This window comes from Yoonia sp. 208BN28-4, from assembly GCF_037543925.1.
In the GTDB taxonomy this organism is placed as follows: domain Bacteria; phylum Pseudomonadota; class Alphaproteobacteria; order Rhodobacterales; family Rhodobacteraceae; genus Yoonia.
The window spans coordinates 767,287-791,717 of record NZ_JBBIFY010000002.1 but is presented as its reverse complement, the minus strand read 5'-3'; the positions used below and the strand labels follow the sequence as shown (position 1 = coordinate 791,717).

Sequence of the window (24,431 nt, the reverse complement as noted above, 5' to 3'; positions counted from 1 at the left end):
TTCTTTGCATCAGCCTGCTGCCGCGATCTGATCCTGAATGTCTTTGATCACAGTCGCCCAGACAGATGGTTTCTGCGCACCTGGCACGGCATGCTGGTTGGCCACAATAAACGTGGGGACAGAGTTCACGCCCATTTTGCGGCTATGTGCATCACGCGCCGCAATATCTGCCTTGTCTTCATCCGTGGCCAAAAGGCGGGCCACCATGCTGGCATCCATTTCCGCATTATCCGCGATATCAGCCAGCACCTCGGCATCGCCAATGTCGCGTCCGTCAACAAAATAAGCCTTGAACAGAAGATCGACGACAAAGGTCTGGCGCTGCTCAATACCAGCCCAATGGATCAGGCGGTGGGCATCGATGGTGTTGGGCGTTGTTTTCATCGCGTCCAGATTGATCGTCAGTCCGGCCTGTTGCGCGTGTTCGACCACTGGCGCGTAGGCTTTGACCGCCGCGTCTTTTCCGCCGAACTTTGTTTCCAGATATGTGCGCCGGTCCATGCCGCCTGCGGGCATATCGGGGTTCAGCTGGAACGGGTGCCATTCCATCTCGAATGGATGATCGGGGGTTTCGCGCAAGGCGGCGTCCAGATTGGCCTTGCCAATATAGCACCACGGGCAGATCGGATCGGAAATGATATCAAGCTTGACCATCGGGGTCTCTCCTTTGCGGGGCGCTGTCGGCCTTGGACCAGTCGTCGCGCAGTTTGCGACGCAGCATTTTGTTGTTCGCCCCTTTGGGGATGTCTGCCACATGCCGGAAAATGCGAGGCACCTTGTATCCGGCCAATGAAACTGCGGCAAAGCGGCGAAGTTCATCAGGGTCTATCAGGTTTGCCGCGGTATAAAAGGCGGCAATCACATAGACGTCTGTGCGCACACGCACGGCGCAACAGGCGACTTCATCAATTGAGGGGTGTGCGGTCAGTGTGGCCTCGATCTCGAGCGGGCTGACGCGCACGCCGCCTGCGTTCATCATGTCGTCATCGCGCCCCTCGTAGACGATTGCACCATCAGACGTGCGGTGTCCCATATCGCCGGTCAGGAACCAGTCGCCTGAGTACTTCTGCGCGGTTTCGTCAGCGGCGTTATGATAGCCAAGCATCAACCCCGGATCACAGCGGTGGATCGCAATTGTCCCACGTTCCCCGTTCAGGATTTCTTGCCCATCAGGATCGAGGATGGCCACGTTGCGACCTGTTTGCGGGAAACCCAACGTGCCGTGTGGCGCAGGTTTTGCGGGAGAGCCTGACAGAAATGTCGAACACTCCGACATCCCAAATGCCTCGTGCACTTGCGTGCCGGTTGCATCCTGCCAGCTTTGACGGACCGCATCGGGAAGTTTTTCACCCGCGCAGAGGCCGTGACGTAGATGGGGCAGGTCGGGCATGTCATGTCGCAGCAAGCGGCGATAGACGCCCGGTGCGGCGGCAAAGATCGTGGCGTGATGGTCTGCCATCAACGCAGGAAGCTGATCTGGCGTGACCGATGCATCAGGGATCAGAGCGGTCGCACCTATGGCCCACGGATCCATCAGTCCCGTGCCCATCGTATAGGTCCAGTTGAACGCGCCGGCATGCAGCATCACGTCGCTTGCCCGTAGGCCATACCAGCCGTCCCACATCATCCGGCGCGCCCAGATTGCGCGGTGGGCATGCACCACGCCGCGCGATTTACCCGACGTTCCTGACGTATAGACCATATAGGCTGGCCTGTCCGGATCACCCATCACTGGCGGCACCGCCGGATTGGTGGGCATGGCCCGCAATGCATCCCGCGCAACAACAGTTTTGTGCGTGTCCGGTAGCGGCAGGGCGGGATCACTGGCGATCATATTGGCATTGGTTTCAGCGATAATCTTGCCAACTTCAACAGCGGTCAGCTGCGGCGACAGTGGCACCGGAATGGCGCCCATCCAGATTGCGGCCAGATAGACGATCGGGAAATCAGCCGTGTTGCCCATGCGGATCAGGATCGTGTCACCGCTCGATAGCCCGCACTGGGTCAGGCCGCTTGCTGTACCGCCCACCGCTGCGATCAGACGTGCATAGCTCCAATCGTCGGACACCGCGCCAACAACGCGCAGCGCCAGCTTGTCAGGGTTTGCCTGACCTGCGGCCAGCACATAGGCCGCCATGTTGAACGGATCGGGGATGGTTTCGGGCGGGGTGTTCATTCCCAATCGCTAGCCCTGCCGCGATGCAGTTGCAAGCGCAGGTGTTGGGGGGCTATATCACGCCCATGGATCAGGACAACGACGGCAACAACCTAATCAGGATCACGCGCGAGGCGGGTGCAGCAGATGTGGGGCAACCTCTCGATCTGGGATTACGGGTGCGCGAGTTGCGCAAAGCACGGTCCTGGACGCTGGAACAGGCCGCCAAACAGGCCGGTCTTGCACGGTCCACCCTATCTAAGATTGAAAACGGTCAGATGTCGCCAACCTATGAGGCGCTAAAAAAGCTGGCCACCGGTCTGGAAATTTCGATCCCGCAGCTGTTCACGCCCCCGTCAGAAGGGCAGGTGACAGGCCGTCGTGTGATTACGCTGCGTGACGAGGGTACGCACCACATCACCGCGACCTATGAGCACGATCTGCTGGCCGAGCAGCTGACCCAGAAAAAGATGCTTCCTTACCGCGCACGCGTGCGGGCCCGCCGGATGGAAGACTTCGACGGATGGGTGCGCCATGATGGGGAAGAATTCTTGTATGTGCTGACCGGCACGGTGCAGCTTTTCACCGAATTTTATGAACCGGTCACACTGAAACGTGGCGACAGCGCCTATTATGACGCGACGATGGGCCATAACGTTGTTTCAACCAGCGCCGAGGACGCGACCATTTTGTGGGTCACGTCGCTGGCTTAAAGGCAGCTGTCAGGTGCGGCCCATGGGGGTGTCAGGCGTGTTGTCATCGCCGAATTTCTCGTCATCTGAATAGGCGTCTTCGCCGTCGGGGATTTCCGCATGGGATGCCATGATCCGTTCGTTGTCGCGATATTCGTCCATCATCACGTCAACAGGCTCTGACCCTTCCAGCCATTCGGTTAGCGCGGCATCTGCGGATGCGGCATCGGTTTTGCGAACCTCGGCCAGATGGGCGGTGACAACTGCACGGTTCCCGTCGGCTGTCAGAAGTGTGTTTTCCTCAAGATCGGGAAAGCGTGTCATCAGGCGCGGGACATAGGCTTTCCAGTTTTCAGATACGGTGGCCCAGTTCATGGCAGTCTCCTTGGCGTATTGCATTGGCAGACAAACCCGCTGCACCTGCTGCGGGTTCCGCCTTTGCGACAAAAGAAAATGACTGTGGGATTGGGTCTAGTGGCGCTGTCCGATATCGTGCAGGGCCGCTTCGAGCGCAGCACTGTCCATATCCTCGAACGGAAGCGCCAACAGGTCGTCAGCACGCGCTTTCAGCCGGTCATAGGCCGTTTGGAATGCAGTTTCCCAATCCGGTTCGGCGGCGGCTGCGGGGTCTTCGACACCCCAATGGGCGCGCAGCGGTGTGCCATACCAAACAGGGCATGTTTCACCTGCTGCTGACCCGCACACGGTCATCACTGCGTCCAGATGTGGTGCGTCGGGGGTGGCGTAGTCATCCCAGCTTTGTGACGACAGTCCATCGGTTGGATAGCCGTTGTCAGCCAGCAGTTTCAGGGATTGCGGATGCACCTTGCCAGACGGTTTTGATCCGGCCGAATAGGCCGTGATCCGCCCGTCAGACCGATGTGTCAGGATGCTTTCCAGCAGGATGGAGCGGGCAGAGTTGCCCGTACAAAGAACCAAGATATTCATGCAATCCGCCTATCGTGATCGTGTGACAGTCATGTGACGGCAATCACTAAAGGATGACGTCTGCCGCGCCCAATGCGATCTGCCCTGCACCGATGGCCGTGCTTGTGACAGCGGTGACAGGCGAACAGGCAGCCAAGGCCGCTGCGGCGAGTGTAATCAAAACCAGTTTTTTCATTTTTCAAAATTCCCGAGGTCAAAGACGAAAAAGGGCCAGCGGGGATGCCGCTGGCCCGTCTGCGCGCGCTTCTAGCGGATTATTCTTCCCACCACCACACGTCTGGCTGCCAACCGGGCCAGTCACCGAAGATCGGCATTGTGTCGGGGTAGTTCAGATTATCAGAGTGCGCCACGCGGCTGATATTCCACTGGTAAATCGGGATCACATAGCGTCCGGCTGTCAGGATACGATCCAGCGCCTTCACGGCTGCTACAAAATCATCCTGATTTTCCGAAGTCAGAAGGCGCCCGATCATGGCATCCACAGCTTCGGACTGCACACCCATCAGGTTCCGGCTGCCTACTTCATCTGCGGCATCCATCCCGTAGTAGGCATATTGTTCGTTGCCAGGGGATAGCGATACGCCGCGCCGATAGTAGGTCATCCCGAAGTCGTAGGCGTCGGTGCGTTCCTTAAACTGGGCACTGTCCACGTTGATGACCGTGGGCGTAATGCCGATCCGGCCCAACGATTCGGTGTACATATCGATCATCGACTGCGGTTCAGACGCGCCGGTTTGCAGCAGAATTTCAAATGTGAACTCTTCACCATCTGCGTTGCGCATCACGCCGTCTGCGCCCACGTTCCAGCCAGCCGCAGCCATCTGGTCGAGTGCCACGGCCGTGCCTGCGCGATTGCGCTCGGACCCATCGGATTCGGGCAGGGAATAGCCCTCGATTGTGCCGGGGATAAGATCATCGGCGAAGGGTTCGAGGAATTCGGCCACACGACCTTCGGCGGCGTCATGTGACATGCCAAGCGGCGAGTTGGACCAGTAGGACGTGATCCGCGGCTGGGCAGAGCCTGTCATGGCCTCGTTCACGAACTCGAAGTTAAATGCGTGCATCAGAGCGTCGCGCACGCGCCAATCCTCGAACTGGGGCAGGCGGGTGTTCATCACAAAGCCCGTCATGCCGCTGGGGCGTTCATGCGGCAGAACCGACAGCACGACGTCACCTTCCTGCACAGCGGGGAAATCATACTGGCTTTCCCAACGCGCCACGTTGAATTCGCGGTTGGAGTTGACCTCGCCCACTTTGAACGCCTCGAACGCAGCGGTTTCGTCACCAAAGAACTCCAGACGAATCTCATCAAGATTCGCGGTGCCGACACGGAACGGCACATCAGCGCCCCAGTAATCCTCAACGCGGGTCATGACGATAAAGCGACCCGCCTCGAAATCGGTGATTTCGTAGGGGCTTGAGGTGATGGGCACAATGTCCGTGCCGCTTTCGGCAAAATCCACGCCGTCCCACTGCGCCTTTTTCAGGATCGGACGCAGACCGGCCAGCAGGGCCAGTTCGCGGTCTGCTTCATTGAAAGTGAAGCGCACCATGCGGTCGCCGGTTTCTTCGATGCTGGCGATCTTGTTGTAAAAGCCATGATAGCGCGGGTGACCAACTGTGCCCAATGTCTCAAACGACCAGATCACATCCTCGACGGTCACAGGGGTGCCATCGGTGAAACGCGCCTCTTCGCGCAGGGTGAATTCAACCCACTCCCGATTCGGTCCGGTCTCGATTTTTTCAGCCAGAAGCCCGTAAAGCGAGAACGGCTCGTCCAACGAGCGCCCCATCAGGCTCTCTCCCAGAAGGAACCGCATCTGCCACGGAACGGATCCTTTCAGGATGTAGGGATTGAGGCTGTCAAAGCTGCCGACATTCGATGTGCCGATCCAGCCGCCATGCGGCGCGTCAGGGTTTGCATAGGGCAGATGCGCAAAATCTGGTGGCAGCGCAGGGTCGCCATACATAGCTATGCCATGACCGTCCGCATAGGCGGTCGAAGCAAGGCCGAGAATCACCGCAATGGATGCGGCTGATCTGCGAAGTGGTTGGAATAACTCTGGTTTCATTTTGGCAACAATCCCTGTGGTCTCTTATTTCATTATTCGCCAGCCTAGACAGGCTTGCAGGGCGGCGCAAACTTTTCTCTTGGCCACAGGCAGGGTTAGGCCTATAAAGGTGTCACTGCTCGATAGGTTTCTTGCCTGTATGAAACCTGCCTCAATAACTTACGCCCGCCTTGTGCGGGCGTTTTTTTTTGGCCCGATGGATTTCCGATCTGGACATGATGATGGAACATCTGTGGCGCTTTCGCAGTTGCAGCATTAACATCACGGCAAATAGCAATACGCAGGAAGGCCCATCCCATGTCACTTAACGGAAAAACCGCTGTCATCACAGGTTCGAACTCGGGGATCGGTCTGGGGATTGCCCGCGAAATGGCCAAGGCCGGGGCGGATGTGATCCTGAACTCCTACACAGACAATGACGAAGATCACGCTTTGGCCGCCGAGATCGCGAAAGAGCATGGCGTGAAGGCGCGCTACATCGCCGCCGATATGTCAAAGGCCGACGACTGCCGCCGCCTGATCGAGGATGCGGGTGTGTGCGACATTCTGGTGAATAACGCCGGTATCCAGCACGTCGCCCCGATTGAAGAATTTCCGACTGGCAAATGGGACGCCATCATCGCAATCAACATGTCGTCTGCCTTTCACACAACTGCCGCCGCGTTGCCGATGATGCGCAAGGCAGGCTGGGGCAGGGTGGTGAACATTGCCTCTGCCCACGGACTGACTGCTTCGCCCTACAAATCGGCCTATGTCGCGGCAAAGCACGGCGTTGTTGGCATGACCAAAGTCGTCGCACTGGAAACCGCGCAAGAGCCGATTACCGCAAACGCGATCTGTCCGGGTTATGTGCTGACACCTCTGGTCGAGGAGCAGATCCCCGACACGATGAAAGAATACGACATGACCCGCGACGAGGTAGTCAAGAACGTCCTGCTTAAGCGTCAACCATCCAAGGAGTTTGCGACTGTCGAACAGTTGGGCGGCACGGTGAATTTCCTGTGCTCGGATTCCGCGGCCCAGATCACCGGCACGACAATCAGCGTTGATGGCGGCTGGACCGCGTTGTGAGCAACGTCAAACGGATCAACCTTGCGCTGCAAGGCGGCGGCGCACATGGCGCGTTCACGTGGGGCGTGCTGGACCGCATTCTGGCCGAGGACGACATTGAAATTGCAGCGATCTCCGGCACGTCTGCTGGCGCGCTGAATGGCGCGGCACTCAAGGCAGGCATGGTCGCGGGAGGTCGTCAGGGCGCGCGCGAAAATCTTTCATGGCTGTGGGAGCAGATCGGCGCGGTCACGGACGAACGTCTGACAGCATGGATCAGTGCTGCGGCACCAAGTGCCGGTATCATCGCCAAGATGATCGAGTATTCGCCAGCCTACACCGCCTTTGATCTGACGACGCGCATGATGTCGCCCTATCTGTATGGTCCCGCGCTTCGCAATCCGCTGGAACGCATTTTGTGCGATATGCACTTTGACGAAATCTGCGCGCCCGAGGGGCCCGCGCTGCACATCTGCGCCACAAATGTCCGCAGCGGTAAGATCAGGGTTTTTTCGGGCGAGGAAGTCTCGCCAAACTCCATCATGGCCTCGGCTTGTCTGCCCAGCCTGTTCAAAGCCGTGGAATTCGAAGACCCGAAGACTGGCGAGGTCGAGGCCTACTGGGACGGTGGCTATACCGGCAATCCGGCGCTTTTCCCACTCTATAACAACGACTTGCCGGACGACATTCTTGTTGTAAACATCAACCCGCTACGTCGCGAAACCTTGCCATCTGATCCGCAAAGCATCCAGAACCGCGTGAACGAGATCAGCTTTAACAGTTCCTTGTTCCGCGAATTGCGCGCGATTGATTTCGTCAAACGTCTGTTAAACCAAAACAAGGTTGCCAAGGGCACGATGAAGGACGTGCTGGTGCATATGATTTCAGATGATGAGCTGATGAACACGCTGAACGTGGCCACAAAGACGATTCCGGCACCCGTTGTTCTTGCGCGTCTGAAAGAGGCAGGCTTTGCCGCAGCAGATCAGTTTCTGGCACAGCACAAATCGGATCTGAACAAGCAAAGCACGATTGATCTGCAAGAAATGTTCAGCTGACCAGCAGCTTCAGCGCCAAAAGCCACATCACGATCCCGATGATGACATCCAGTATACGCCATGCGCGGGCGGATTGCATCACCGGCGCCAAGAGGCGGGCGCCATATCCGAGGCTGAAGAAGAATACGAAAGACGATGTGACAGCCCCGATTGCAAAGGCCGTCTTGTCAGACGCCGCAGGAAACTCTGTCGAGATCGCGCCGATCAGGCCCAGCGTGTCCAGATAGACATGCGGGTTCAGCCATGTGAACGCCGCGGCGGTGGCAAGTGTTGCCCCCAATCCCGCAGATTTGCCTGAGAGTTGCAGCGCGTAATCACCACGCCATGCGGCGATGAAGCGCGTGATCCCGTAGACGATTAGAAATGCGGCCCCGCCCAGCGTCATAACGGTTGGCAGGGCCGGGAAAAGCGCGACCATGGCCGCAAAGCCAAGAACGCCTGCAACGATCAGAATGGCGTCTGACGCCGCGCAAAACAGACACAGCCAGAACACGTGCGCCCGCGCCAGACCCTGTCGCAGTACAAATGCGTTTTGCGCCCCGATCGCAAGGATCAGCGCAAACGCTGTCGCAAAGCCTGTCGTTGCGGCGAGGATCATAGTGGTTCGGGCTGCGTCGGATCTTTGCTGTTGGGATAGACCAGACCTGCCGAAATCACGAGCTTGGCGGCGTCCTCAACCGTCATATCCAGCTCCTTGATGTCACTGCGCGGCAGGAACAACAAAAAGCCCGACGTGGGGTTTGGCGTGGTCGGTAAAAAGACCGTGGCAATATCTTCACCATCGCTGAGTTTCGATTTCACCTCACCTTTGGCATTGGTCGAAATGAACGCAATAGCCCAGATACCGCGACGCGGGTATTCGATCAGGCAGGCCTTATCAAAGCTTGTGTCGCGTTGCGAAAACACGGTCTCAGCGATTTGCTTTACGCCATTGTAGATCGAGCGAACAACCGGCATCCGGTCCACGATCCGCTCACCCCAGCGCAACACAAAGCGCCCGATCAGGCCCTTGCCAAGCCAGCCGACGACCACGGTAAAGATCAGGAAGATGACCACGCCCACGCCACGCACGTTGACGTTGATACGATCCGCTCCCTCACGGCCCAGCAGCGAATTGATGACTTCTTCGGGGTGGAACTGTTCGGGGATAAACGGCCAGACCCAGCCATCGACCCAGCCCACCACGGTCCAGATTAGCCAGATCGTCAGGCCGATTGGGGCAACAATGATTAGGCCCGCCAGAAAGTTGCTGCGCAGCCGTGCTATCAATCCGGGACGGCGGGTGGACCGAAGATCGTCGTGAAGGGGATCGTTTTGCATGTGGCTGCCAATTTTCAAACTACCTAGCGCATTTAAGCCGCAGCGCGCCCCGCAACAAGGGGGCGGTGTGCGACGCTAGATTTTCATCGCCGTGGCGATCTGGGCGGCAAGCTGCGCGTTGTTGCGCACCAGTGCGATGTTCGCGGTCAGTGACTTGCCGTCGGTCAATTCAAAGATGCGCCCGAGCAGAAACGGTGTGACAGCTTTCGCGCTGATGTTTTGCGCGGTGGCCTCGTCCAGCGCCTGCGCAATCACAGGGGCCAGCACATCAGCGGCGATTTCGTCGTCTTGCGGGATCGGGTTGCAGACCAGTTGCCCACCTTGCAAGCCCATTGCGGTGCGCGTCAGTTGCGCCTTGGCGATGTGATCGGCGGTGTCCATGCGCAGGGGCGCTGGCATGTCAGACTGCGCCGACCAGAATGCGGGCAGCATGTCCTGCCCATAGGCGATGACAGGAACACCAAACGTTTCAAGGACTTCGAAGGTTTTGTTAAGGTCCAGGATGGCTTTTGCACCTGCGGCCACAACGGTCACGGGCGTCTGCGCCAGTTCGTGCAGGTCGGCAGAGATGTCAAAGCTGTCTTCGGCCCCGCGATGCACGCCACCGATCCCACCTGTCGCGAAAACAGAAATTTCCGCCAGATGTGCCGCGATCATTGTGGCTGCAACCGTCGTGGCGCCAGTTCCACCTGTCGCGATGCAGGCTGCCATGTCCGCGCGGCTAAGCTTGGCCACGTTTTGCGCCTGACCCAAAGCATCAAGCTGATCGGCTTCCAGCCCGATGTGCAGCAAACCTTCGATCACCGCGATTGTGGCCGGAATCGCACCGCCGTCGCGCACATCAGCTTCGACCAGACGGGCCGTTTCAACGTTTTGCGGATAGGGCATGCCATGGGTGATGATCGTGCTTTCCAGCGCCACGATGGGCGTGCCGTCAGCGCGGGCTTTGGCGACTTCGGCGCTCATCATCATCGGGATCGTCATAGGGGGGTCTCTCCTGAAACATAGGTGGCTGCGGCATTCAGTGCACGCGATAGCGCGGCGGCGCGGTCCATGCCTTGCGCTTCTGATGCGATATGGGCCGCCATGAAGGTGTCGCCAGCGCCTGTCACGCGGGTCACCATTACGGATGGCGGTGTTTCTGTGATGACGTCACCAAGCGTGCCTTCGGCAGCCGTTTCACCGCCATTTGTCACAAGCACACGGCGTGCACCGCGCGTGCACAGGGCGTGCACCGCGGATTGCGCATCATCAAAGCGGGTCTGACACAGCAAACCCGCCTCTTCGAGGTTCACGTAAAGGGTCGTCGCCTTGTGGTGCATCACGGCCAACAGGCGTTCGGCCTTGCCCGGTGACGCTGGTGCCACACGCAAATCGGCACGCGCAAAAAGAGGGGATGCCGCGATTTGGGCGAGCAGGTCTTCCGTCAGGTTACCGTCAAGAGCCACGATCCCGTCATATGGCGCATCGACCTGACCCAAAGTGCCATCCTCAAGCGGACGCAGAATCTTGTTGCCAGCTGCCTCAAGCGAATGGGCATCAGCGATTGCGGCAACAAGACCGTTTGCCCCCTCGATTGCCATGTAGACATCTGTCGGCAAATCGTCAGAGCGATAAACCGTTTGCGTGATCAGCCCCATGCGAGTGGCTTCGGCCATCAGCTCATCCCCTTCGGCGTCACGCCCGATGGCGGTGAGCAGGGCAGGGGTCATGCCAAAGCGGCGCAGGGTCATGGCGATATTCATCGCCACGCCACCGGGAATGCGGGTGATACGGCCCGGCACGTCTGATCCGACCCGCATATGGCTGGCAGCACGCCCGATCACGTCCCACAGGACCGATCCGATACAAAGAATGTCAGGTGATTGTGTCATGGCGCACTATTGGACCGGTGGCGGCGCAAGGGCAAGCGGTTGGCGCAGTTCACCGCCAGCCGTTTTTGCCACTTTCACATTCGATAAGGAAATTATGCGTCCGGCACCGCAAACGTCAGGTTGGCCCAAAGCGTTTCCCACACAGCACCCGTATCCTCTGCCACAGCATCGGACGGCACGCGCAGCACAACGGCATCCACCATATAGGCATAGCCTGCGGTCACGGGCAGGGTGGCGATACCTGCATCATCGGTGCGGTGCAGAGTGATTGTCACGGTGCCATCAGCGGCCTTTTCAAACATCTCGACCTGTTCGTTGGCCCGCGGCGCGCCTTGATAGAACAGCTGAACGCGAAAACCGTCAGCCAGATCATCGGTGTAGGGATTGGTGAGGGCGACCAGTTCAGTTTCAAGGCCGGTTTGCAGATCAGCGCCCGCGCCATCACCCGCGGCGATCAGCGTTTTTGAGAACCGGATGTAAACCTCGTCAAAATCATCAAGCGGCAGGCCCCGCTCAAGATGCTGTGCGCCGGCGTTGTCAAAATCCTTGTGATCGGCAAACTTCTGGAATTTTTCCCAATTGGCGTAGTTGAGCGTCGAGGGCGTGGATTGATAGACAACCACATGCAGCCCGTCGCCCATCGCGGACATGTTTAGCGCGGGCGTGTCACCCGGACGACCACCAACACTGCTGCCATTTCCATCGTGAAATGCGATGAAATGCCTGAAACGCGCAGGAAGATAAGGTAAACGGGTGCCTTCGAACGCCTCTCCGTTGACTATCTGGCCTTCAAGATTACCGTCTGAGGCGATTTGATAATTCAGCGGTTCCAACCATAACTCATGGGCGCTAAGAGGGGCCGCAAGAAATGATAGAACAAGGGCAAGGGTACGCATCGTGAATTCCTTTAGGTTAGCCGCAAAAGTGGCTTTTGGGCGCATATTGTCAAGCATGGCGCTGCTGTGGTGTTTGGCGGCTTTGCCCGCGCAGGCACATGAAGTTCTCCCAGCTATCGCCGATATGACGCGAGAAGGCGATGAACTTGTGTTCGATATCAGCCTCAATGCCGAAAGTTTTATCGCAGGCATCGACCTGACGGAAACCAACGATACAGACAATACGCCACAAGCCGCCGATTATGACGAGGTGCGCGCGCTTGAACCTGCCGCCCTTGAGGCCGCATTTGCCGATTTCTGGCCGCAAATGGCCCAGCAGATCCAGATCATTGCAGATGGCGAGGCGCTGACACCCGATTTGATCAGCTTTGATGCGGGCGAGGTTGGCAATGTCGACCTGGTGCGCACGTCTACAGTGTCTTTCAAGACCGAACTGCCCGAAGGTGTTGAAAAGGTTTCTGTCGGCTGGGCGCGCGAATTCGGGACGCTTGTGCTGCGCCAACAGGGCGTTGATGCGCCCTACGACGGCTACCTTGAAGCGGGTTCGATGTCCGACGAAATTGATTTGGGCGGTGGTGATCAGGCCGGTGCTTGGCAGACCTTTGTGAACTATATCCCCGTCGGGTTTGATCACATCGTGCCAAAGGGTCTGGACCACATTCTGTTTGTGTTGGGTCTGTTCTTTTTGTCCACGCACCTGCGCCCGCTGATCTGGCAGGTGTCGCTTTTCACTGTGGCACACACAATCACCTTGGCGCTGGCCGCGCTTGGCTACACCAACTTTATGGATGAGTTCTTTATCAGCACGTTCGGGATTGAATTCATCGCGGTGGTGGAGCCGCTCATTGCACTGTCGATTGTCTATGTCGCGGTCGAGAACATCTTCATGCGCAACCTAAGTCCGTGGCGGCCTGTGATCGTGTTCCTTTTTGGCCTGCTGCACGGTCTTGGCTTTGCCTCGGTGCTGAGCGAGTTTGGCCTGCCGGACAACGCGTTTGTGCCAGCCCTTATCGGCTTTAACATCGGTGTGGAAATTGGTCAGTTGGCTGTGATCGCGGTGATGTTCCTCGCTGTTTGGCAGGCGATCCGCGTAGATCGTGGCGAGAACGAGGTGTTTCAGGCCAAGGCGCTTTACGGTGTGCTGATGCTGGTGACGCTGGCGCTGTTGTGGCTTGATCCAACTGCGTTGTCTGAGGCGCTTGAGAACCCGTCCTACGTGTTCTTGGCACCAATGCTGGCGATCTTTGCGCTATGCTTTGCATCGATTTCGTTCCGCGATCATCTGGCTGCATTTCGCCGCACGGTCGCGATCCCTGCGTCTGTCTTTATCGCGCTGGTTGGTGCTTACTGGTTCCTTGAGCGGACCGTTTTGTAAGACCAAGCTGCAAAGCCGCAAAATAACACGCGCCGGAGACAAGCTTACCCTTGCTTCCGGCGTTTTACGTTGCTAAGGCGCACCCACGAAATCCCCAGGCGGGGGCGGGACCGATGGGGAGACATCCCAAAGGTTCCACCGGTTGACGCATCCGCGTTGATACCCTCGCCCAAGGCTATGAAACCGGAAAAGGAAACGACCATGGCTCTACCCGAGTTCACCATGCGTCAGCTGCTGGAAGCTGGCGTTCACTTTGGCCACCAGACTGCGCGCTGGAACCCAAAGATGTCCCAATACATCTACGGCAGCCGTAACGGCATCCACATCATGGACCTGACACAGACAGTTCCGATGCTGGACCAAGCGCTGACCGTCATCCGCGAAACTGTCGCCAAGGGCGGCCGCGTGCTGTTCGTCGGCACCAAGCGTCAGGCGGCGAAGCCGATTGCAGACGCTGCTGAAAAGTCCGCGCAATTCTACATGAACCACCGCTGGCTCGGTGGCACGCTGACCAACTGGCAGACCGTGTCGCAGTCCATCAACCGTCTGAAGGCGATTGACGAGGCATCCTCGAACGGTTTCGCTGGCCTGACCAAGAAAGAGCGTCTTGGCATGGAGCGTGAGCAGGGCAAACTGGAAGCATCCCTCGGCGGTATCCGCGAGATGGGCGGCACGCCTGACCTGTTGTTCGTCATCGACGTGAACAAAGAAGACCTCGCCATCGCAGAAGCCAAAAAGCTGGGCATTCCTGTTGTGGCTGTTGTCGACACCAACTGCTCGCCAGACGGCGTTGACTACGTCATCCCCGGCAACGACGACGCTGCACGCGCCATCGCGCTTTATGTTGATCTGGCTGCCCGTGCGGCGCTTGACGGCATGCAGGCACAGCTGGGTGCAGCTGGCGTTGACATGGGCGAGATGGAAGAGCTGGCCGAGGAAGTTGTCGCTGAAGAAGCTGCAGCCGAATAAGCACTGCTTTGACGCATTGATTTTGGGGCAGGGGGCGTTCCTCTGCCCTATCCCTATTCCTGACATTTAGGAGAGATATGATGGCAATCACCGCAAGCATGGTGAAAGAACTGCGCGACAGCACTGGCGCAGGCATGATGGACGCCAAGAAGGCGCTGACAGAAACAGACGGCGACATGGAAGCTGCTGTTGATTGGCTGCGCACCAAAGGTCTGGCCAAAGCGGCCAAGAAATCCGGCCGCACCGCAGCCGAAGGCCTTGTGGCTGTCGCTGTTGAAGGTGGCAAGGGTATCGCTGTCGAAGTGAACTCCGAAACTGACTTTGTTGGCAAGAACGCTGATTTCCAGCAGATGGTGTCGAAGATCGCGGCTGTGGCCCTGACTGTGGACGACACAGAGGCGCTGAAAGCGGCTGATCTGGACGGCAAGACTGTTGAGCAGACCGTAACAGACGCTGTTGCCGTGATCGGCGAGAACATGTCCGTGCGCCGCATGGAAGCGCTTGAGGGTGCATCGGTCGTGAACTACGTCCACAACGCAGCCGCACCCGGCATGGGCAACATCGGTGTTCTGGTGGCTTTGTCCGCCGAGAACGAGGCATTTGGCCGTCAGGTTGCAATGCACATCGCTGCGACAAACCCAGCCGCGTTGGACGAAGCATCCCTTGATCAGTCTGTGGTCGAGAAGGAAAAGCAGGTCCAGATGGATATCGCCCGCGAATCTGGCAAGCCCGAGCAGGTGATCGAGAAGATGATCGTTGGTCGTATGAAGAAATACATGGCCGAAGTGACCCTGCTGAACCAGCAGTTCGTCGTGAACCCTGACGTGACCGTGGCCGAAGCCGCGAAGGAAGCTGGCGTCGAGATCACTGGCTATGTGCGTCTGGAAAAAGGCGAAGGCATCGAAGTTGAAAAAGAAGACTTCGCAGCCGAGGTTGCAAAGATCGGCAAATAAGCCATTGAAAATCAATGTATTGCGGCCCGTACATCATGTGCGGGCCGTTTTCGTTTTAAACGTCGATTTTGACGGGAATTGCAGTTTGCTGTGTCATAGCTGAATGACAGCCAGCAAACCGGTCTGGCAAAGTGTATCTTGTGTGCCGGGTCTTTTGGCCCAAACGCGGCACTGCACCCGGGAGAGATGCAGTGCCGACTTATGTGCACGCTTCCCGATCAGATCGGGGGGACGAAACATGCATATCGGGGTGCTGATCCCACGACGATAATACGCAATGGGACCAGCTGTCGGTCACCCAACAAGCAAATCAGCGAGCCTCGAAATCACGAGGAGTCTGACCGCAGTTCCAAGGCCTTAGGCCACCACTCACGGAACACGATCAACATGCCAAATGACGTCGGGTCACGAAAGTAAGGGAAACCTGACCCTACGGCAGAATTTACGATTATTTCGCGGTGGATTGGCGCAGGATGCGCATTTTTTACAGGTCGATCACGAACATCTGGTTGTAAAATGCAGCCTTCAGAACAGCTTGCGCTGTTGTTTCAACGTCCAGTGCCTCGCGGGCAAGGCGCAGATGTTTTTCCACAGTCGCTGGTGTCAATTCCAGCAGGATCGCGATGTCCTGTGTGGTTTTTCCATCGCCAACCCACTGCAATACCTCGCGCTGACGGGTCGTCAGACGGCGCGCGCCGGAGTAGGGAAGGGTGAGCAGTTTAAGGTGGAACACATTGTTGGCGACGATAACGTCATCACCGATCCGCGCCCATGTCGCTTCAACTTCGTCTTGCGTCGTGCCGTTTTTCGCGATCAGGCCAATCGCACCTTTGGTCCGCTCTGACACGGAACGAAAGCTGATGGTGTAGCCCGCTTTGACACCGTGACTGGCGTTGAAATCCATCACACCAAGCTCGTGATCAGACAGTTTACCGCTGCGGGCCAAGTCTTCCATCCATTGCCAGCTACAGGCACCATCGTTGTCCAAGGCCCAACGCACCATCGGCGCGTTTTGCTGATGACCTTCCTGCATGAACACGTCCATGTATTCGGACGGCAGGTTTGTCAGGATCAGCCAGTCCTGCGGATCACCCAAAGAGCTGGACGTTATGTAGCGCGTGAAGCCGTAGATCAGGCGATCAAACCCGTAAGAGGCCATTTTCTCGGTGTGCAGCGACCACAAGTCTTCAACCGTGCGCGCACTGGTCACAGCAAGCAGGTGCGATGTGATACTGCTCATGCGCGGTTTTCCAGATGTTGGACCATCGCATCCATCGCAAGCGGATATCCCGCGGCACCAAACCCACAGATCACGCCAACGGCGACTTTTGCGAGATAGCTGTGATGGCGAAAATCCTCGCGCGCGTGGATGTTTGACAGGTGAAGCTCAATCGTCGGAACCTCGGTTGAGGCAACAGCATCCATGATCGCAATCGACGTGTGCGTGTAGGCGCCGGCGTTCAGGATGATCCCGTCGTGCTGACCACGGGCCGCGTGGATCTGGTCCACAAGCGCGCCTTCGTGGTTGGATTGCGCAAAGCTGATCGTCACGCCAAGCGCATCCGCCTTGGCATTGCACAGGTCCTCGACGTCCGACAGGGTCGCATGGCCATAGATGTCCGGCTGGCGAGTGCCAAGCAGGTTCAGGTTCGGACCATTAAGAATAAGGAGTGAAGTCATAGAGGCTGTCTATCAGCTTTATTCCATTGGACAAAATGAAAATCCCGCTGGATATATTTATTACATAATACTGATTATACGTTTATTGGATGGCAGGAACGAGACGTCGGGCATCCTCGGCGAAATTACGTGCATTGGCAGTTCCCCCGCTTTGAAATCTCTGTGACGCAGGCTATCGTTCAGACATAGCTTATTCACATCATCGCAAGGTCATTTCAGAATGAAAACCCACGTGGCATCGCTGACCCGTCGTCAATTCGGTTTCGGAATGTTGGCTGGCAGTCTGGCCGCGTGTAGCGCGTCGTCGAATGCTGGCGCCACGCCAAACTCTGGCGCGCTGCCGCCTGATCTTTTGCCGGTGCCAAATGCGTCCTACGATGCCTGGGTCGCCAGCTTTCGTGATCGTGCACGCAGTCGCGGCATCACTGACAGCGTTCTGAATGCAGGATTTCGCAACACGGGGTTCCTGCCCGGCGTCGTGACGCGCGATCGTAACCAGACCGAGTTTTCGCGCACGCTTGAAGACTATCTGTCGATCGCAGCGTCGGATGAACGGATCGCCAAAGGACGTGCCGCGTTCGCCCGTCACAGCAATACGCTGGCCGCCGTCGAAAGCCGCTATGGCGTGGACCCAAAGATTGTCACCGCGATCTGGGGTCTGGAAAGCTTCTATGGTGAACGGCGTGGCAACGTGCCTGTGATCTCTGCCACATCGACGCTGGCCTTTGACGGGCGTCGTGGGCGTTTCTTTGAACAGCAACTGATGGCAGCGCTCAGGATTTTGCAGAACGGCGATATCTCGGCTGATCGCCTGACAGGAAGCTGGGCTGGTGCGATGGGCCATACGCAGTTTATTCCAACGTCTTATCAGTCATTTGCCGTTGATTTCACAGGTGACGGTCGGCGTGACATCTGGTCGGATGACCCCGCAGATTCACTGGCCTCGACCGCGGCCTATCTGTTGCGCAACGGCTGGACCCGTGGCCGCGCTTGGGGCCGTGAAGCTGCTGCAGGCGAAGGTGGCCGGATCATTCAACCGCAGGCTGGCGGGCCCAGATTTGCCGTCACCAGCAACTTCAACGTCATTAAAAGATACAACAATTCAGACGCTTACGCGATTGGTGTGGGCCACTTGGCTGACCGGATCGGTGGTGCGGGCCCGCTGCAAACCGCCTTCCCGCCCGATGCAAATGGACTGACCAAGGACGACCGTATCGCGCTGCAAACCCGCCTGACCGCCCGTGGTTTTGATACCCAAGGTGCGGATGGCGTGATCGGGCCAAATTCAAAGGCAGCGATTGCAGCGTTCCAGACCAGTCAGGGCCTTCCTGCAACGGGCGTGCCATCGCAGGCGCTGTTGCAGGCGCTACGTTAACCCAAGGCGTAGCCCGCGCCGCGCACTGTGCGGACAGGATCGGCGCCGCCGCTTTCTGTCAGTACCTTGCGCAGGCGACCCACATGGACATCCACCGTACGGGTGTCGACGTAAACGTCCCTGCCCCACACGCGGTCCAAGAGCTGATCACGCGACCAGACCCGTCCGGGCTTTTCCATAAAGGTGCTGAGCAGGCGAAATTCGGTCGGGCCAAGTTTCAAGTCGGAACCATCGCGCGTCACGCGGTGGGTTTCGCTGTCCAGCACAATATCATCATAGGTCAGCGTTTGACCGACAGTTGCGGGCCGCACACGGCGCAACGATGCACGCACGCGCGCAACCAGTTCAGTCACGGAATAGGGTTTGACCACATAGTCATCCGCGCCAGTTTCAAGGCCGCGCACCTTGTCCACGTCCTCTGACCGGGCCGACAGCATGATCACGGGAATAGCTGCCGTTTCGGATTTGATCTTGAGCCTGCGACACACTTCGATGCCCGACAAGAGCGGCATCATCCAGTCCAGCACAATCACGTCCGGCGGATCTTCGGCGACACTTTCAAGGGCCTCTTCCCCATTGGTGGCGCGGGTTGTGCGAAAACCCGCAGCCTCCATGTTATAGACCAGCATTTCACGCTGTGCGGCTTCGTCGTCCACCACCAGAACATGCGGAATCTGCGCCATTTTACTTAGCCCGGATCGGTGACAAATGCGGTCTTGTCGCTTTTCGGGCGACCTTCTTCGGGCATTTCGCCGGTCACGAGATAGATAACCTGTTCGGCCATATTAGTCACCAGATCGCCCATGCGTTCGACGTTTTTGGCCATGAAATGCAGGTGCATACATGAGGTGATGTTACGCGGGTCTTCCATCATGAAGGTCAGGAATTCGCGGAACAGCGCGTTATACATCTGGTCCACTTCCTGATCGCGCTGGCGCACGCTTTCGGCAAGGTCGGCGTCGCCGCGCAGATAGGCATCCAGCGTGTCTTTCAACATCGCCTGCACCTCTCGCGCCATCCGGCGCAGGGCCGCGTCTGTGCCATTGATAGGCGACATTTCGACAAGAGACCCCGTGCGTTTGGCCATGTTCTTGGCATAGTCGCCGATCCGCTCAAGCGAGGCGGCAAGGCGCAGCACGCTAAGGATAGCGCGCAGGTCTTTCGACACAGGGGCGCGCAACGCGATTGTGCGGGCGGCCTCTTCGTTGATCTGCACCTCAAGCGCGTCGATCACCTTGTCCCCTGCCCGCACCTTTTCGGCCAGTTCCGCGTCGCGGTTGGCCAGCGATTCAGCGGCGTTGAGAATGGCCTCTTCAACCAGTCCCCCCATCTTCATGGCAAGCGCCTGAATGGCCTCAAGATCGCGGTCATAGGCGGATGAAATATGTTCGTTCATGGATCAGTCTCCTTACCCGATCCGGCCGGAAATATAGCTTTCCGTGCGGGGGTCTTCGGGGTTGGTGAAAATTTTGTCAGTCTCGCCGTATTCCACCAGGTTGCCCAAGTGGAAGAACGCGGTTTTCTGGCTCACGCGGGCGGCCTGCTGCATGGAGTGCGTGACGATCACAACGCTGTAGCTTTGGCGCAGTTCGTCGATCAGCTCTTCCACTTGCGCGGTGGCAATCGGGTCAAGCGCGGAGCACGGCTCGTCCATCAAAAGCACCTCGGGTGCCGTGGCAATGGCGCGGGCGATGCACAAACGCTGCTGCTGACCGCCCGAAAGACCCGTGCCTGGTGCATCAAGCCGGTCTTTGGCCTCGTTCCAAAGGGCTGCCTTGCGCAGTGATTTCTCGACGATCTCATCCAGTTCGGCCTTGTTGCGGGCCAGACCGTGGATTTTGGGGCCATAGGCCACGTTGTCGTAGATCGACTTGGGGAACGGGTTGGGCTTTTGAAAGACCATGCCGACCTTTGCGCGCAGCTGCACGGGGTCAACCTTGGGGTCATAGATGTCTTCGCCGTCGATACGGATATCGCCCATCACACGGCAGATATCGATGGTGTCGTTCATGCGGTTGATCGTGCGCAGGAACGTGGATTTGCCGCAGCCGGACGGGCCGATAAAGGCCGTGACGGTTTTGTCAGCAATCTCGACGTCCACGTCCTTGATCGCATGGGTATCGGCGTAATAGACCTGCACACCTTTGGCGCTGATCTTGATATTGTCTGTCTCGGTCATCGCGTGGTCCAGTTTATTCATTGTATTCATTGTGATGTGCCCCTTTCCTACCAGCGACGCTCGAACCGGCGGCGCAGATAGATCGCGATCGCGTTCATGATCAGCAGGAACACCAGAAGTGTGATGATGGCGCCCGATGCGCGTTCCACAAAGCCGGGATCGGCGCGTTGGGTCCAGTTGTAGACCTGCACTGGCAAGGCGGTTGAGGCTTCACCAAACAGCCCCGCATCAGGCGTATAGGCAGCTGGGTATTCGCGTACAAACGCCACCATACCAATCAACAGCAGCGGTGCGGTTTCGCCCAAGGCCTGTGCCAGACCGATTATTGTGCCGGTCAGGATGCCGGGGGCCGCCAATGGCAGGACATGGTGGAATACCGATTGCATCTTGGATGCGCCGACGCCCAGGGCCGCATCGCGGATCGACGGCGGGACGGATTTCAGCGCCGCCCGTGTCGAGATGATGATCGTCGGCAACGTCATCAGGGTCAGCACAAGGCCACCGACAAGCGGCGATGATTGATTGAACTGCGCAAAGTTGATGAAGATCGCAAGGCCAAGGATACCGTAAACGATGGACGGCACAGCGGCGAGGTTGGAGATATTCACCTCGATGATATCGGTCCAGCGGTTCTTGGGCGCGAACTCTTCCAGATAGATCGACGCGGCCACGCCAATGGGCAGCGCCAGCACCAGCACCACAATCATCATGTAAAGCGACCCCAGGATCGCCACGCCAAGACCAGCCGCCTCGGGCCGTTGGTCGGACGCATCTGGCGCAGTCAGGAAGGCCCAGTTGAACTTGGTCTCGATAACACCCAGTTCGGCCAGTTGTTCGGCCAGCATCAGCGCTTCGGGGGATGTATTCCCGTCCAGCGCCGCACTTTCCATCGTGACGCGACCTTTGAAAAAACCGTCGATGCGCCCTTCGGCAAGCACGTCAATCGTCAGCGTTGTGCCGATCAGATCGGGGTTGGCCAAGACGCGGTCGCGGACGGTGGCAGACGCCTCTTTCGAGATCATGCCTCCGACGTCTTTGTCGGACAGGTCTGTCTCAAGGCCAAGTGCGGCAACCTGTTCGACCAGTCCGGCCTGCAGGATTTTCGCGTATCCCAGTGTTGTGACCTTGGACATGACCGCCGGATCGCGCACGCCGGATTTGTCCAGCTTGTCTTCGGGCAGAGGCAATTCGAGCGTGATGTAAGTTTGCTGGAATGCGCTCAGACCGGACGACAGCACCGACGTCATCAGGATCACAAGCGCGATCACAGCCGCGACAATCGCGCTGAGGCCATACAGGCGGAACCGCTTTTCAGCCGCGTTCCGCTTGGCTGTGCGGGCGTCGACTTGCAACAGGCTTTGACGGGTCATTCGTACTGCTCCCGGTATTTGCGCACGATATAAAGTGCAAAGACGTTCAGGCCCAAGGTGATCACAAAGAGCGTCAGACCAAGGGCGAACGCAACAAGGGTTTCGGGCGCCGCAAAATCGGTGTCACCGGTCAGCTGGCTCACGATTTTGACGGTCACGGTTGTCATGGCCTCAAACGGGTTGAGCGACAGGCGCGCGGCGGCCCCTGCCCCCAGCACGACGATCATTGTCTCGCCAATCGCCCGCGATGCGGCCAATAGGATCGCACCGACGATACCGGGCAAGGCTGCGGGGATAATCACCTGACGGATGGTTTCCGATTTTGTCGCACCCAGACCGTACGAGCCATCACGCATCGCCTGTGGCACAGCGTTGATAATGTCGTCCGACAACGATGAAACAAACGGGATCAGCATGATGCCCATGACCAGACCCGCCGTCATCACCGATGAGGCGCTATCGCCAAAGCCCATGGGCTGGGCGAAATAATCGCGTAAGAACGGACCGACTGTAATCAGGGCGAACAGACCATAGACGATGGTCGGGATACCCGCGAGAATTTCGATCACAGGTTTGGCAATCGACCGCATCCGGCGGCCTGCGTATTCGGACAGATAGATGGCGGCAAAAAGCCCGATGGGCACCGCAAACGCCAAGGCAATAAAGCTGATGTACAGCGTACCCCAAAGCAGCGGCAGGATACCCAGCGCGCTATCGCCGCGGAAGTTGGGCGACCATTCGGCGGAAAAGAAGAAGTCCGTCCAGTTATACTGGCTGAAGAAATTCGATGTCTCAAACACCATCGACAACACAATGCCGACGGTCGTCAGGATCGCGATGGATGAAGCGGTGATCAGCAGCAGCTTGATCCACATTTCCGCAGAAGTGCGCGCACGAAAGGTTTCGGTGCTGCGCGCCAGTGCAAACAAAAGCCCCGCCGCCGCAACCGCCACGACCCCGATAGCAGCAAGCGTGCCGCCGGTTTCAAAGTTGCTGACGCGAAACGCGACAACCGCACCGATCAGGGCTGCAACGCCCGGCACGATGGTTGAAAGCACCGCATTCAGCCCGTGCTGGCGCGGCAAAGAGGCAAGTCGGCGGATATCGCCATCAACGGACGCAATCGCGCGACGGGGGGCCAGAAGCCATCCCATCAGCGCGAGGACCGCGATTATCAGAAGTGGTGTTGTCAGTGGCAGCAAGGTTTAGCCCGTCCCGTCATTCACTTTATTGCGCAACAAGGGGCGCTGATGCGCCCCTCGTCTTATTCATATTCTGGACCGAAGCTTAGTTGCTCAGGGTCACTTCGTCGGCCACAGTTGTCTGCACGTCGGCCAGTTCCGGATCAGACACCAGACCGTATTCCGCCAAAGGACCATCAGGACCGGCCATATCGTCGGAGACGAAGAACTCAGCAAAGTCTTTCAGACCGGGGATCACGCCCAAGTGTGCGGCCTTGATGTAGAAGTAGAGCGGACGCGACACAGGGTAGTCACCGGATGCGATCGTCTCGGTCGATGGCACGACGTCGGACATCGTGGCGACCTGCAACTTGTCGGTGTTGTTTTCGTAGAAGGCCAGACCAAAGACGCCGATACCGTTTGTATCTGCTTCGATGCGGGCCAGTGTTTCGGTGTAATCACCATCCACATCGACCGACACGCCATCTGTGCGGATCGCCATGCACTTGCCCTCGGCTGTGTCCTCATCAACGCCTGCTTCCAGCATCGCCTCAAGGAACCCGCCCTCTTCGCAACCCGCAAGGATCACCTTCTCTTCGAAGACTTCGCGTGTGCCGTGCTTGGTGCCGGGGATAAAGGCCTGAATGGGCTGGTCGGGGAAATCGGCGTTCACTTCGTTCCAGTTGGTGAAGGTGTTTGGCACCAGTTCGCCGTCGATGAAGTGTTCGTTGGCCAGCGCCTTGTACCAGTCCTCTGGTGTGAAGGCGAAAGCGTTGCCGTTGATGTCGGATGCAAAGACGATCCCGTCGTAGCCGATGCGCACTTCAATAATGTCAGTCACGCCAGCTTCGGCGCAGGCCTCAACCTCGGATGATTTGATCTGGCGGGAGGCATTTGCGATGTCGATTGTGTTTTCGCCCTCGCCCTCGCAGAAGCGCTTGAGGCCAGCAGATGATCCGCCGGATTCAACAACAGGTGTTGGATAGTCGAAGTTTTCGCCAAAGACCTCTGCAACAATCGCCGCATAGGGCAGCACGGTCGAAGACCCGGCAACCTGAACATTGTCACGGGCCATTGCAGCCGTTGTGGTCAGGGCGGTCATCGCAATTGCAGAAGCGCTCAGTTTAAAAATGGACATCAGTGTCTCCAGATATGTCATCATCCAGCAACCCGCGAGCCGTGTTGCCGATGGTGACGTGCTAAGGCCGTTGATCAAAGCTTTTGTGACAGTTCTGTAAAAGTTTTATGACAGCGAAATTATTTAAGGAAATTAATAATTATCAG

At 57.9% G+C, this 24,431-nt stretch carries 26 protein-coding genes; 7 read left to right on the top strand and 19 right to left on the bottom strand.

Going from position 1 to position 24,431, the window contains the following annotated elements:
- Nucleotides 1-9 precede the first annotated feature (9 nt).
- Together V8J84_RS10155 and V8J84_RS10150 are read right to left on the bottom strand one after the other, a co-directional pair.
- On the bottom strand, nt 10-654 hold the full coding sequence (locus tag V8J84_RS10155) for a DsbA family oxidoreductase (protein ID WP_339930661.1): 645 nt from the start codon (nt 652-654) through the stop codon (nt 10-12).
- Nucleotides 641-2,176: a class I adenylate-forming enzyme family protein gene (locus V8J84_RS10150; RefSeq protein ID WP_339930659.1), complete on the bottom strand. Its 1,536-nt coding sequence runs from the start codon at nt 2,174-2,176 to the stop codon at nt 641-643. The genes V8J84_RS10155 and V8J84_RS10150 overlap by 14 nt, the downstream gene beginning before the upstream one ends.
- Before the next feature lie 65 nt (nt 2,177-2,241).
- Between V8J84_RS10150 and V8J84_RS10145 the strand changes: the two genes are divergently transcribed.
- Nucleotides 2,242-2,868, top strand: a complete 627-nt coding sequence (locus tag V8J84_RS10145; RefSeq protein ID WP_339930657.1) for a helix-turn-helix domain-containing protein — start codon at nt 2,242-2,244, stop codon at nt 2,866-2,868.
- A gap of 9 nt (nt 2,869-2,877) precedes the next feature.
- Here the strand turns inward: V8J84_RS10145 and V8J84_RS10140 are convergent, their stop codons facing one another.
- The 4 genes from V8J84_RS10140 to V8J84_RS10125 all read right to left on the bottom strand — a co-directional run bounded on the left by V8J84_RS10140 (nt 2,878) and on the right by V8J84_RS10125 (nt 5,867).
- Nucleotides 2,878-3,222 carry a hypothetical protein gene (locus tag V8J84_RS10140; RefSeq protein WP_339930655.1) on the bottom strand — a complete coding sequence of 115 codons (345 nt, stop codon included), beginning with the start codon at nt 3,220-3,222 and terminating at the stop codon, nt 2,878-2,880.
- Between the two features lie 96 nt (nt 3,223-3,318).
- Nucleotides 3,319-3,795, bottom strand: a complete 477-nt coding sequence (locus V8J84_RS10135; protein WP_339930653.1) for an arsenate reductase ArsC — start codon at nt 3,793-3,795, stop codon at nt 3,319-3,321.
- 46 nt (nt 3,796-3,841) lie between these two features.
- A complete protein-coding gene (locus V8J84_RS10130; protein WP_339930651.1) occupies nt 3,842-3,970 on the bottom strand; it encodes a lipoprotein in 129 nt (42 codons plus the stop codon).
- A gap of 79 nt (nt 3,971-4,049) precedes the next feature.
- Nucleotides 4,050-5,867: an extracellular solute-binding protein gene (locus V8J84_RS10125; RefSeq protein ID WP_339930650.1), complete on the bottom strand. Its 1,818-nt coding sequence runs from the start codon at nt 5,865-5,867 to the stop codon at nt 4,050-4,052.
- 297 nt (nt 5,868-6,164) lie between these two features.
- On the opposite strand from V8J84_RS10125, the gene V8J84_RS10120 reads away from it, so the two are divergent.
- Together V8J84_RS10120 and V8J84_RS10115 are read left to right on the top strand one after the other, a co-directional pair.
- Nucleotides 6,165-6,938, top strand: a complete 774-nt coding sequence (locus V8J84_RS10120) for a 3-hydroxybutyrate dehydrogenase (RefSeq protein WP_339930649.1) — start codon at nt 6,165-6,167, stop codon at nt 6,936-6,938.
- Nucleotides 6,935-7,975 (top strand): patatin-like phospholipase family protein, encoded by a 1,041-nt coding sequence (locus V8J84_RS10115; protein ID WP_339930647.1) that lies wholly within the window; start codon nt 6,935-6,937, stop codon nt 7,973-7,975. The genes V8J84_RS10120 and V8J84_RS10115 overlap by 4 nt, the downstream gene beginning before the upstream one ends.
- Here V8J84_RS10115 and V8J84_RS10110 read toward each other — a convergent pair.
- The 5 genes from V8J84_RS10110 to V8J84_RS10090 form a co-directional block, all read right to left on the bottom strand.
- On the bottom strand, nt 7,968-8,573 hold the full coding sequence (locus V8J84_RS10110) for a LysE/ArgO family amino acid transporter (RefSeq protein WP_339930645.1): 606 nt from the start codon (nt 8,571-8,573) through the stop codon (nt 7,968-7,970). The two genes, V8J84_RS10115 and V8J84_RS10110, sit on opposite strands and share 8 nt — an antisense overlap.
- Nucleotides 8,570-9,295, bottom strand: coding sequence for a DUF502 domain-containing protein (locus tag V8J84_RS10105; protein WP_339930643.1), 726 nt, complete (start codon nt 9,293-9,295; stop codon nt 8,570-8,572). The genes V8J84_RS10110 and V8J84_RS10105 overlap by 4 nt, the downstream gene beginning before the upstream one ends.
- Nucleotides 9,296-9,370: 75 nt before the next feature.
- Nucleotides 9,371-10,279 (bottom strand): pseudouridine-5'-phosphate glycosidase, encoded by a 909-nt coding sequence (locus V8J84_RS10100; protein WP_339930641.1) that lies wholly within the window; start codon nt 10,277-10,279, stop codon nt 9,371-9,373.
- On the bottom strand, nt 10,276-11,169 hold the full coding sequence (locus V8J84_RS10095; protein WP_339930639.1) for a PfkB family carbohydrate kinase: 894 nt from the start codon (nt 11,167-11,169) through the stop codon (nt 10,276-10,278). Before V8J84_RS10095 ends, V8J84_RS10100 begins: the two co-directional genes overlap by 4 nt.
- A 92-nt stretch (nt 11,170-11,261) precedes the next feature.
- A complete protein-coding gene (locus tag V8J84_RS10090; protein WP_339930637.1) occupies nt 11,262-12,065 on the bottom strand; it encodes a DUF4198 domain-containing protein in 804 nt (267 codons plus the stop codon).
- Between the two features lie 55 nt (nt 12,066-12,120).
- Here V8J84_RS10090 and V8J84_RS10085 point away from each other — a divergent pair, with 55 nt between their 5' ends.
- From V8J84_RS10085 to tsf, 3 genes are all read left to right on the top strand, one after another.
- A complete protein-coding gene (locus tag V8J84_RS10085; protein ID WP_339930635.1) occupies nt 12,121-13,440 on the top strand; it encodes a HupE/UreJ family protein in 1,320 nt (439 codons plus the stop codon).
- A 201-nt stretch (nt 13,441-13,641) separates the two neighbouring features.
- Nucleotides 13,642-14,409, top strand: coding sequence for a 30S ribosomal protein S2 (rpsB, locus tag V8J84_RS10080; RefSeq protein ID WP_339930633.1), 768 nt, complete (start codon nt 13,642-13,644; stop codon nt 14,407-14,409).
- An 80-nt stretch (nt 14,410-14,489) separates the two neighbouring features.
- A complete protein-coding gene (gene tsf / locus V8J84_RS10075) occupies nt 14,490-15,362 on the top strand; it encodes a translation elongation factor Ts (protein ID WP_339930631.1) in 873 nt (290 codons plus the stop codon).
- Nucleotides 15,363-15,846: 484 nt separating this feature from the next.
- Here the strand turns inward: tsf and V8J84_RS10070 are convergent, their stop codons facing one another.
- Together V8J84_RS10070 and aroQ are read right to left on the bottom strand one after the other, a co-directional pair.
- Entirely contained in the window at nt 15,847-16,602 is a 756-nt protein-coding gene (locus V8J84_RS10070) for a LuxR family transcriptional regulator (RefSeq protein ID WP_339930629.1), read from the bottom strand.
- On the bottom strand, nt 16,599-17,042 hold the full coding sequence (gene aroQ, locus V8J84_RS10065) for a type II 3-dehydroquinate dehydratase (protein WP_339930628.1): 444 nt from the start codon (nt 17,040-17,042) through the stop codon (nt 16,599-16,601). Before aroQ ends, V8J84_RS10070 begins: the two co-directional genes overlap by 4 nt.
- A 220-nt stretch (nt 17,043-17,262) precedes the next feature.
- Here aroQ and V8J84_RS10060 point away from each other — a divergent pair, with 220 nt between their 5' ends.
- Nucleotides 17,263-18,417: a lytic murein transglycosylase gene (locus tag V8J84_RS10060; protein WP_339930627.1), complete on the top strand. Its 1,155-nt coding sequence runs from the start codon at nt 17,263-17,265 to the stop codon at nt 18,415-18,417.
- Here the strand turns inward: V8J84_RS10060 and phoB are convergent.
- The 6 genes from phoB to V8J84_RS10030 all read right to left on the bottom strand — a co-directional run bounded on the left by phoB (nt 18,414) and on the right by V8J84_RS10030 (nt 24,285).
- Nucleotides 18,414-19,100: a phosphate regulon transcriptional regulator PhoB gene (gene phoB, locus V8J84_RS10055; RefSeq protein WP_339930625.1), complete on the bottom strand. Its 687-nt coding sequence runs from the start codon at nt 19,098-19,100 to the stop codon at nt 18,414-18,416. The genes V8J84_RS10060 and phoB overlap by 4 nt on opposite strands.
- Before the next feature lie 5 nt (nt 19,101-19,105).
- Complete coding sequence (gene phoU / locus V8J84_RS10050; RefSeq protein WP_339930624.1) at nt 19,106-19,813, bottom strand: phosphate signaling complex protein PhoU; 708 nt, start codon at nt 19,811-19,813, stop codon at nt 19,106-19,108.
- Nucleotides 19,814-19,825: 12 nt separating this feature from the next.
- Nucleotides 19,826-20,617 (bottom strand): phosphate ABC transporter ATP-binding protein PstB, encoded by a 792-nt coding sequence (pstB, locus tag V8J84_RS10045; protein WP_445285968.1) that lies wholly within the window; start codon nt 20,615-20,617, stop codon nt 19,826-19,828.
- 26 nt (nt 20,618-20,643) lie between these two features.
- A complete protein-coding gene (gene pstA / locus V8J84_RS10040; protein WP_339930620.1) occupies nt 20,644-21,966 on the bottom strand; it encodes a phosphate ABC transporter permease PstA in 1,323 nt (440 codons plus the stop codon).
- Complete coding sequence (gene pstC / locus V8J84_RS10035; protein ID WP_339930725.1) at nt 21,963-23,165, bottom strand: phosphate ABC transporter permease subunit PstC; 1,203 nt, start codon at nt 23,163-23,165, stop codon at nt 21,963-21,965. The genes pstA and pstC overlap by 4 nt, the downstream gene beginning before the upstream one ends.
- Nucleotides 23,166-23,253: 88 nt before the next feature.
- The gene (locus V8J84_RS10030; RefSeq protein WP_339930618.1) at nt 23,254-24,285 is read right to left on the bottom strand and encodes a substrate-binding domain-containing protein; all 1,032 of its coding nucleotides are present in this window, start codon (nt 24,283-24,285) and stop codon (nt 23,254-23,256) included.
- Nucleotides 24,286-24,431: the final 146 nt, after the last annotated feature.

Excerpts from the sequence above, each read along its gene's own strand:
- V8J84_RS10095 (WP_339930639.1), bottom strand. The coding sequence starts at position 11,169 with ATGACACAATCACCTGACATTCTTTGTATCGGATCGGTCCTGTGGGAC.
- V8J84_RS10030 (WP_339930618.1), bottom strand. The coding sequence starts at position 24,285 with ATGTCCATTTTTAAACTGAGCGCTTCTGCAATTGCGATGACCGCCCTG.
- V8J84_RS10090 (WP_339930637.1), bottom strand. The coding sequence starts at position 12,065 with ATGCGTACCCTTGCCCTTGTTCTATCATTTCTTGCGGCCCCTCTTAGC.
- V8J84_RS10070 (WP_339930629.1), bottom strand. The coding sequence starts at position 16,602 with ATGAGCAGTATCACATCGCACCTGCTTGCTGTGACCAGTGCGCGCACG.
- V8J84_RS10110 (WP_339930645.1), bottom strand. The coding sequence starts at position 8,573 with ATGATCCTCGCCGCAACGACAGGCTTTGCGACAGCGTTTGCGCTGATC.
- tsf (WP_339930631.1), top strand. The coding sequence starts at position 14,490 with ATGGCAATCACCGCAAGCATGGTGAAAGAACTGCGCGACAGCACTGGC.
- phoU (WP_339930624.1), bottom strand. The coding sequence starts at position 19,813 with ATGAACGAACATATTTCATCCGCCTATGACCGCGATCTTGAGGCCATT.
- V8J84_RS10150 (WP_339930659.1), bottom strand. The coding sequence starts at position 2,176 with ATGAACACCCCGCCCGAAACCATCCCCGATCCGTTCAACATGGCGGCC.
- V8J84_RS10155 (WP_339930661.1), bottom strand. The coding sequence starts at position 654 with ATGGTCAAGCTTGATATCATTTCCGATCCGATCTGCCCGTGGTGCTAT.
- V8J84_RS10135 (WP_339930653.1), bottom strand. The coding sequence starts at position 3,795 with ATGAATATCTTGGTTCTTTGTACGGGCAACTCTGCCCGCTCCATCCTG.
- V8J84_RS10145 (WP_339930657.1), top strand. The coding sequence starts at position 2,242 with ATGGATCAGGACAACGACGGCAACAACCTAATCAGGATCACGCGCGAG.
- V8J84_RS10085 (WP_339930635.1), top strand. The coding sequence starts at position 12,121 with ATGGCGCTGCTGTGGTGTTTGGCGGCTTTGCCCGCGCAGGCACATGAA.
- aroQ (WP_339930628.1), bottom strand. The coding sequence starts at position 17,042 with ATGACTTCACTCCTTATTCTTAATGGTCCGAACCTGAACCTGCTTGGC.
- pstB (WP_445285968.1), bottom strand. The coding sequence starts at position 20,617 with ATGAATAAACTGGACCACGCGATGACCGAGACAGACAATATCAAGATC.
- V8J84_RS10060 (WP_339930627.1), top strand. The coding sequence starts at position 17,263 with ATGAAAACCCACGTGGCATCGCTGACCCGTCGTCAATTCGGTTTCGGA.
- V8J84_RS10105 (WP_339930643.1), bottom strand. The coding sequence starts at position 9,295 with ATGCAAAACGATCCCCTTCACGACGATCTTCGGTCCACCCGCCGTCCC.
- V8J84_RS10120 (WP_339930649.1), top strand. The coding sequence starts at position 6,165 with ATGTCACTTAACGGAAAAACCGCTGTCATCACAGGTTCGAACTCGGGG.
- V8J84_RS10100 (WP_339930641.1), bottom strand. The coding sequence starts at position 10,279 with ATGACGATCCCGATGATGATGAGCGCCGAAGTCGCCAAAGCCCGCGCT.
- phoB (WP_339930625.1), bottom strand. The coding sequence starts at position 19,100 with ATGGCGCAGATTCCGCATGTTCTGGTGGTGGACGACGAAGCCGCACAG.
- V8J84_RS10140 (WP_339930655.1), bottom strand. The coding sequence starts at position 3,222 with ATGAACTGGGCCACCGTATCTGAAAACTGGAAAGCCTATGTCCCGCGC.
- pstA (WP_339930620.1), bottom strand. The coding sequence starts at position 21,966 with ATGACCCGTCAAAGCCTGTTGCAAGTCGACGCCCGCACAGCCAAGCGG.
- rpsB (WP_339930633.1), top strand. The coding sequence starts at position 13,642 with ATGGCTCTACCCGAGTTCACCATGCGTCAGCTGCTGGAAGCTGGCGTT.
- V8J84_RS10130 (WP_339930651.1), bottom strand. The coding sequence starts at position 3,970 with ATGAAAAAACTGGTTTTGATTACACTCGCCGCAGCGGCCTTGGCTGCC.
- V8J84_RS10125 (WP_339930650.1), bottom strand. The coding sequence starts at position 5,867 with ATGAAACCAGAGTTATTCCAACCACTTCGCAGATCAGCCGCATCCATT.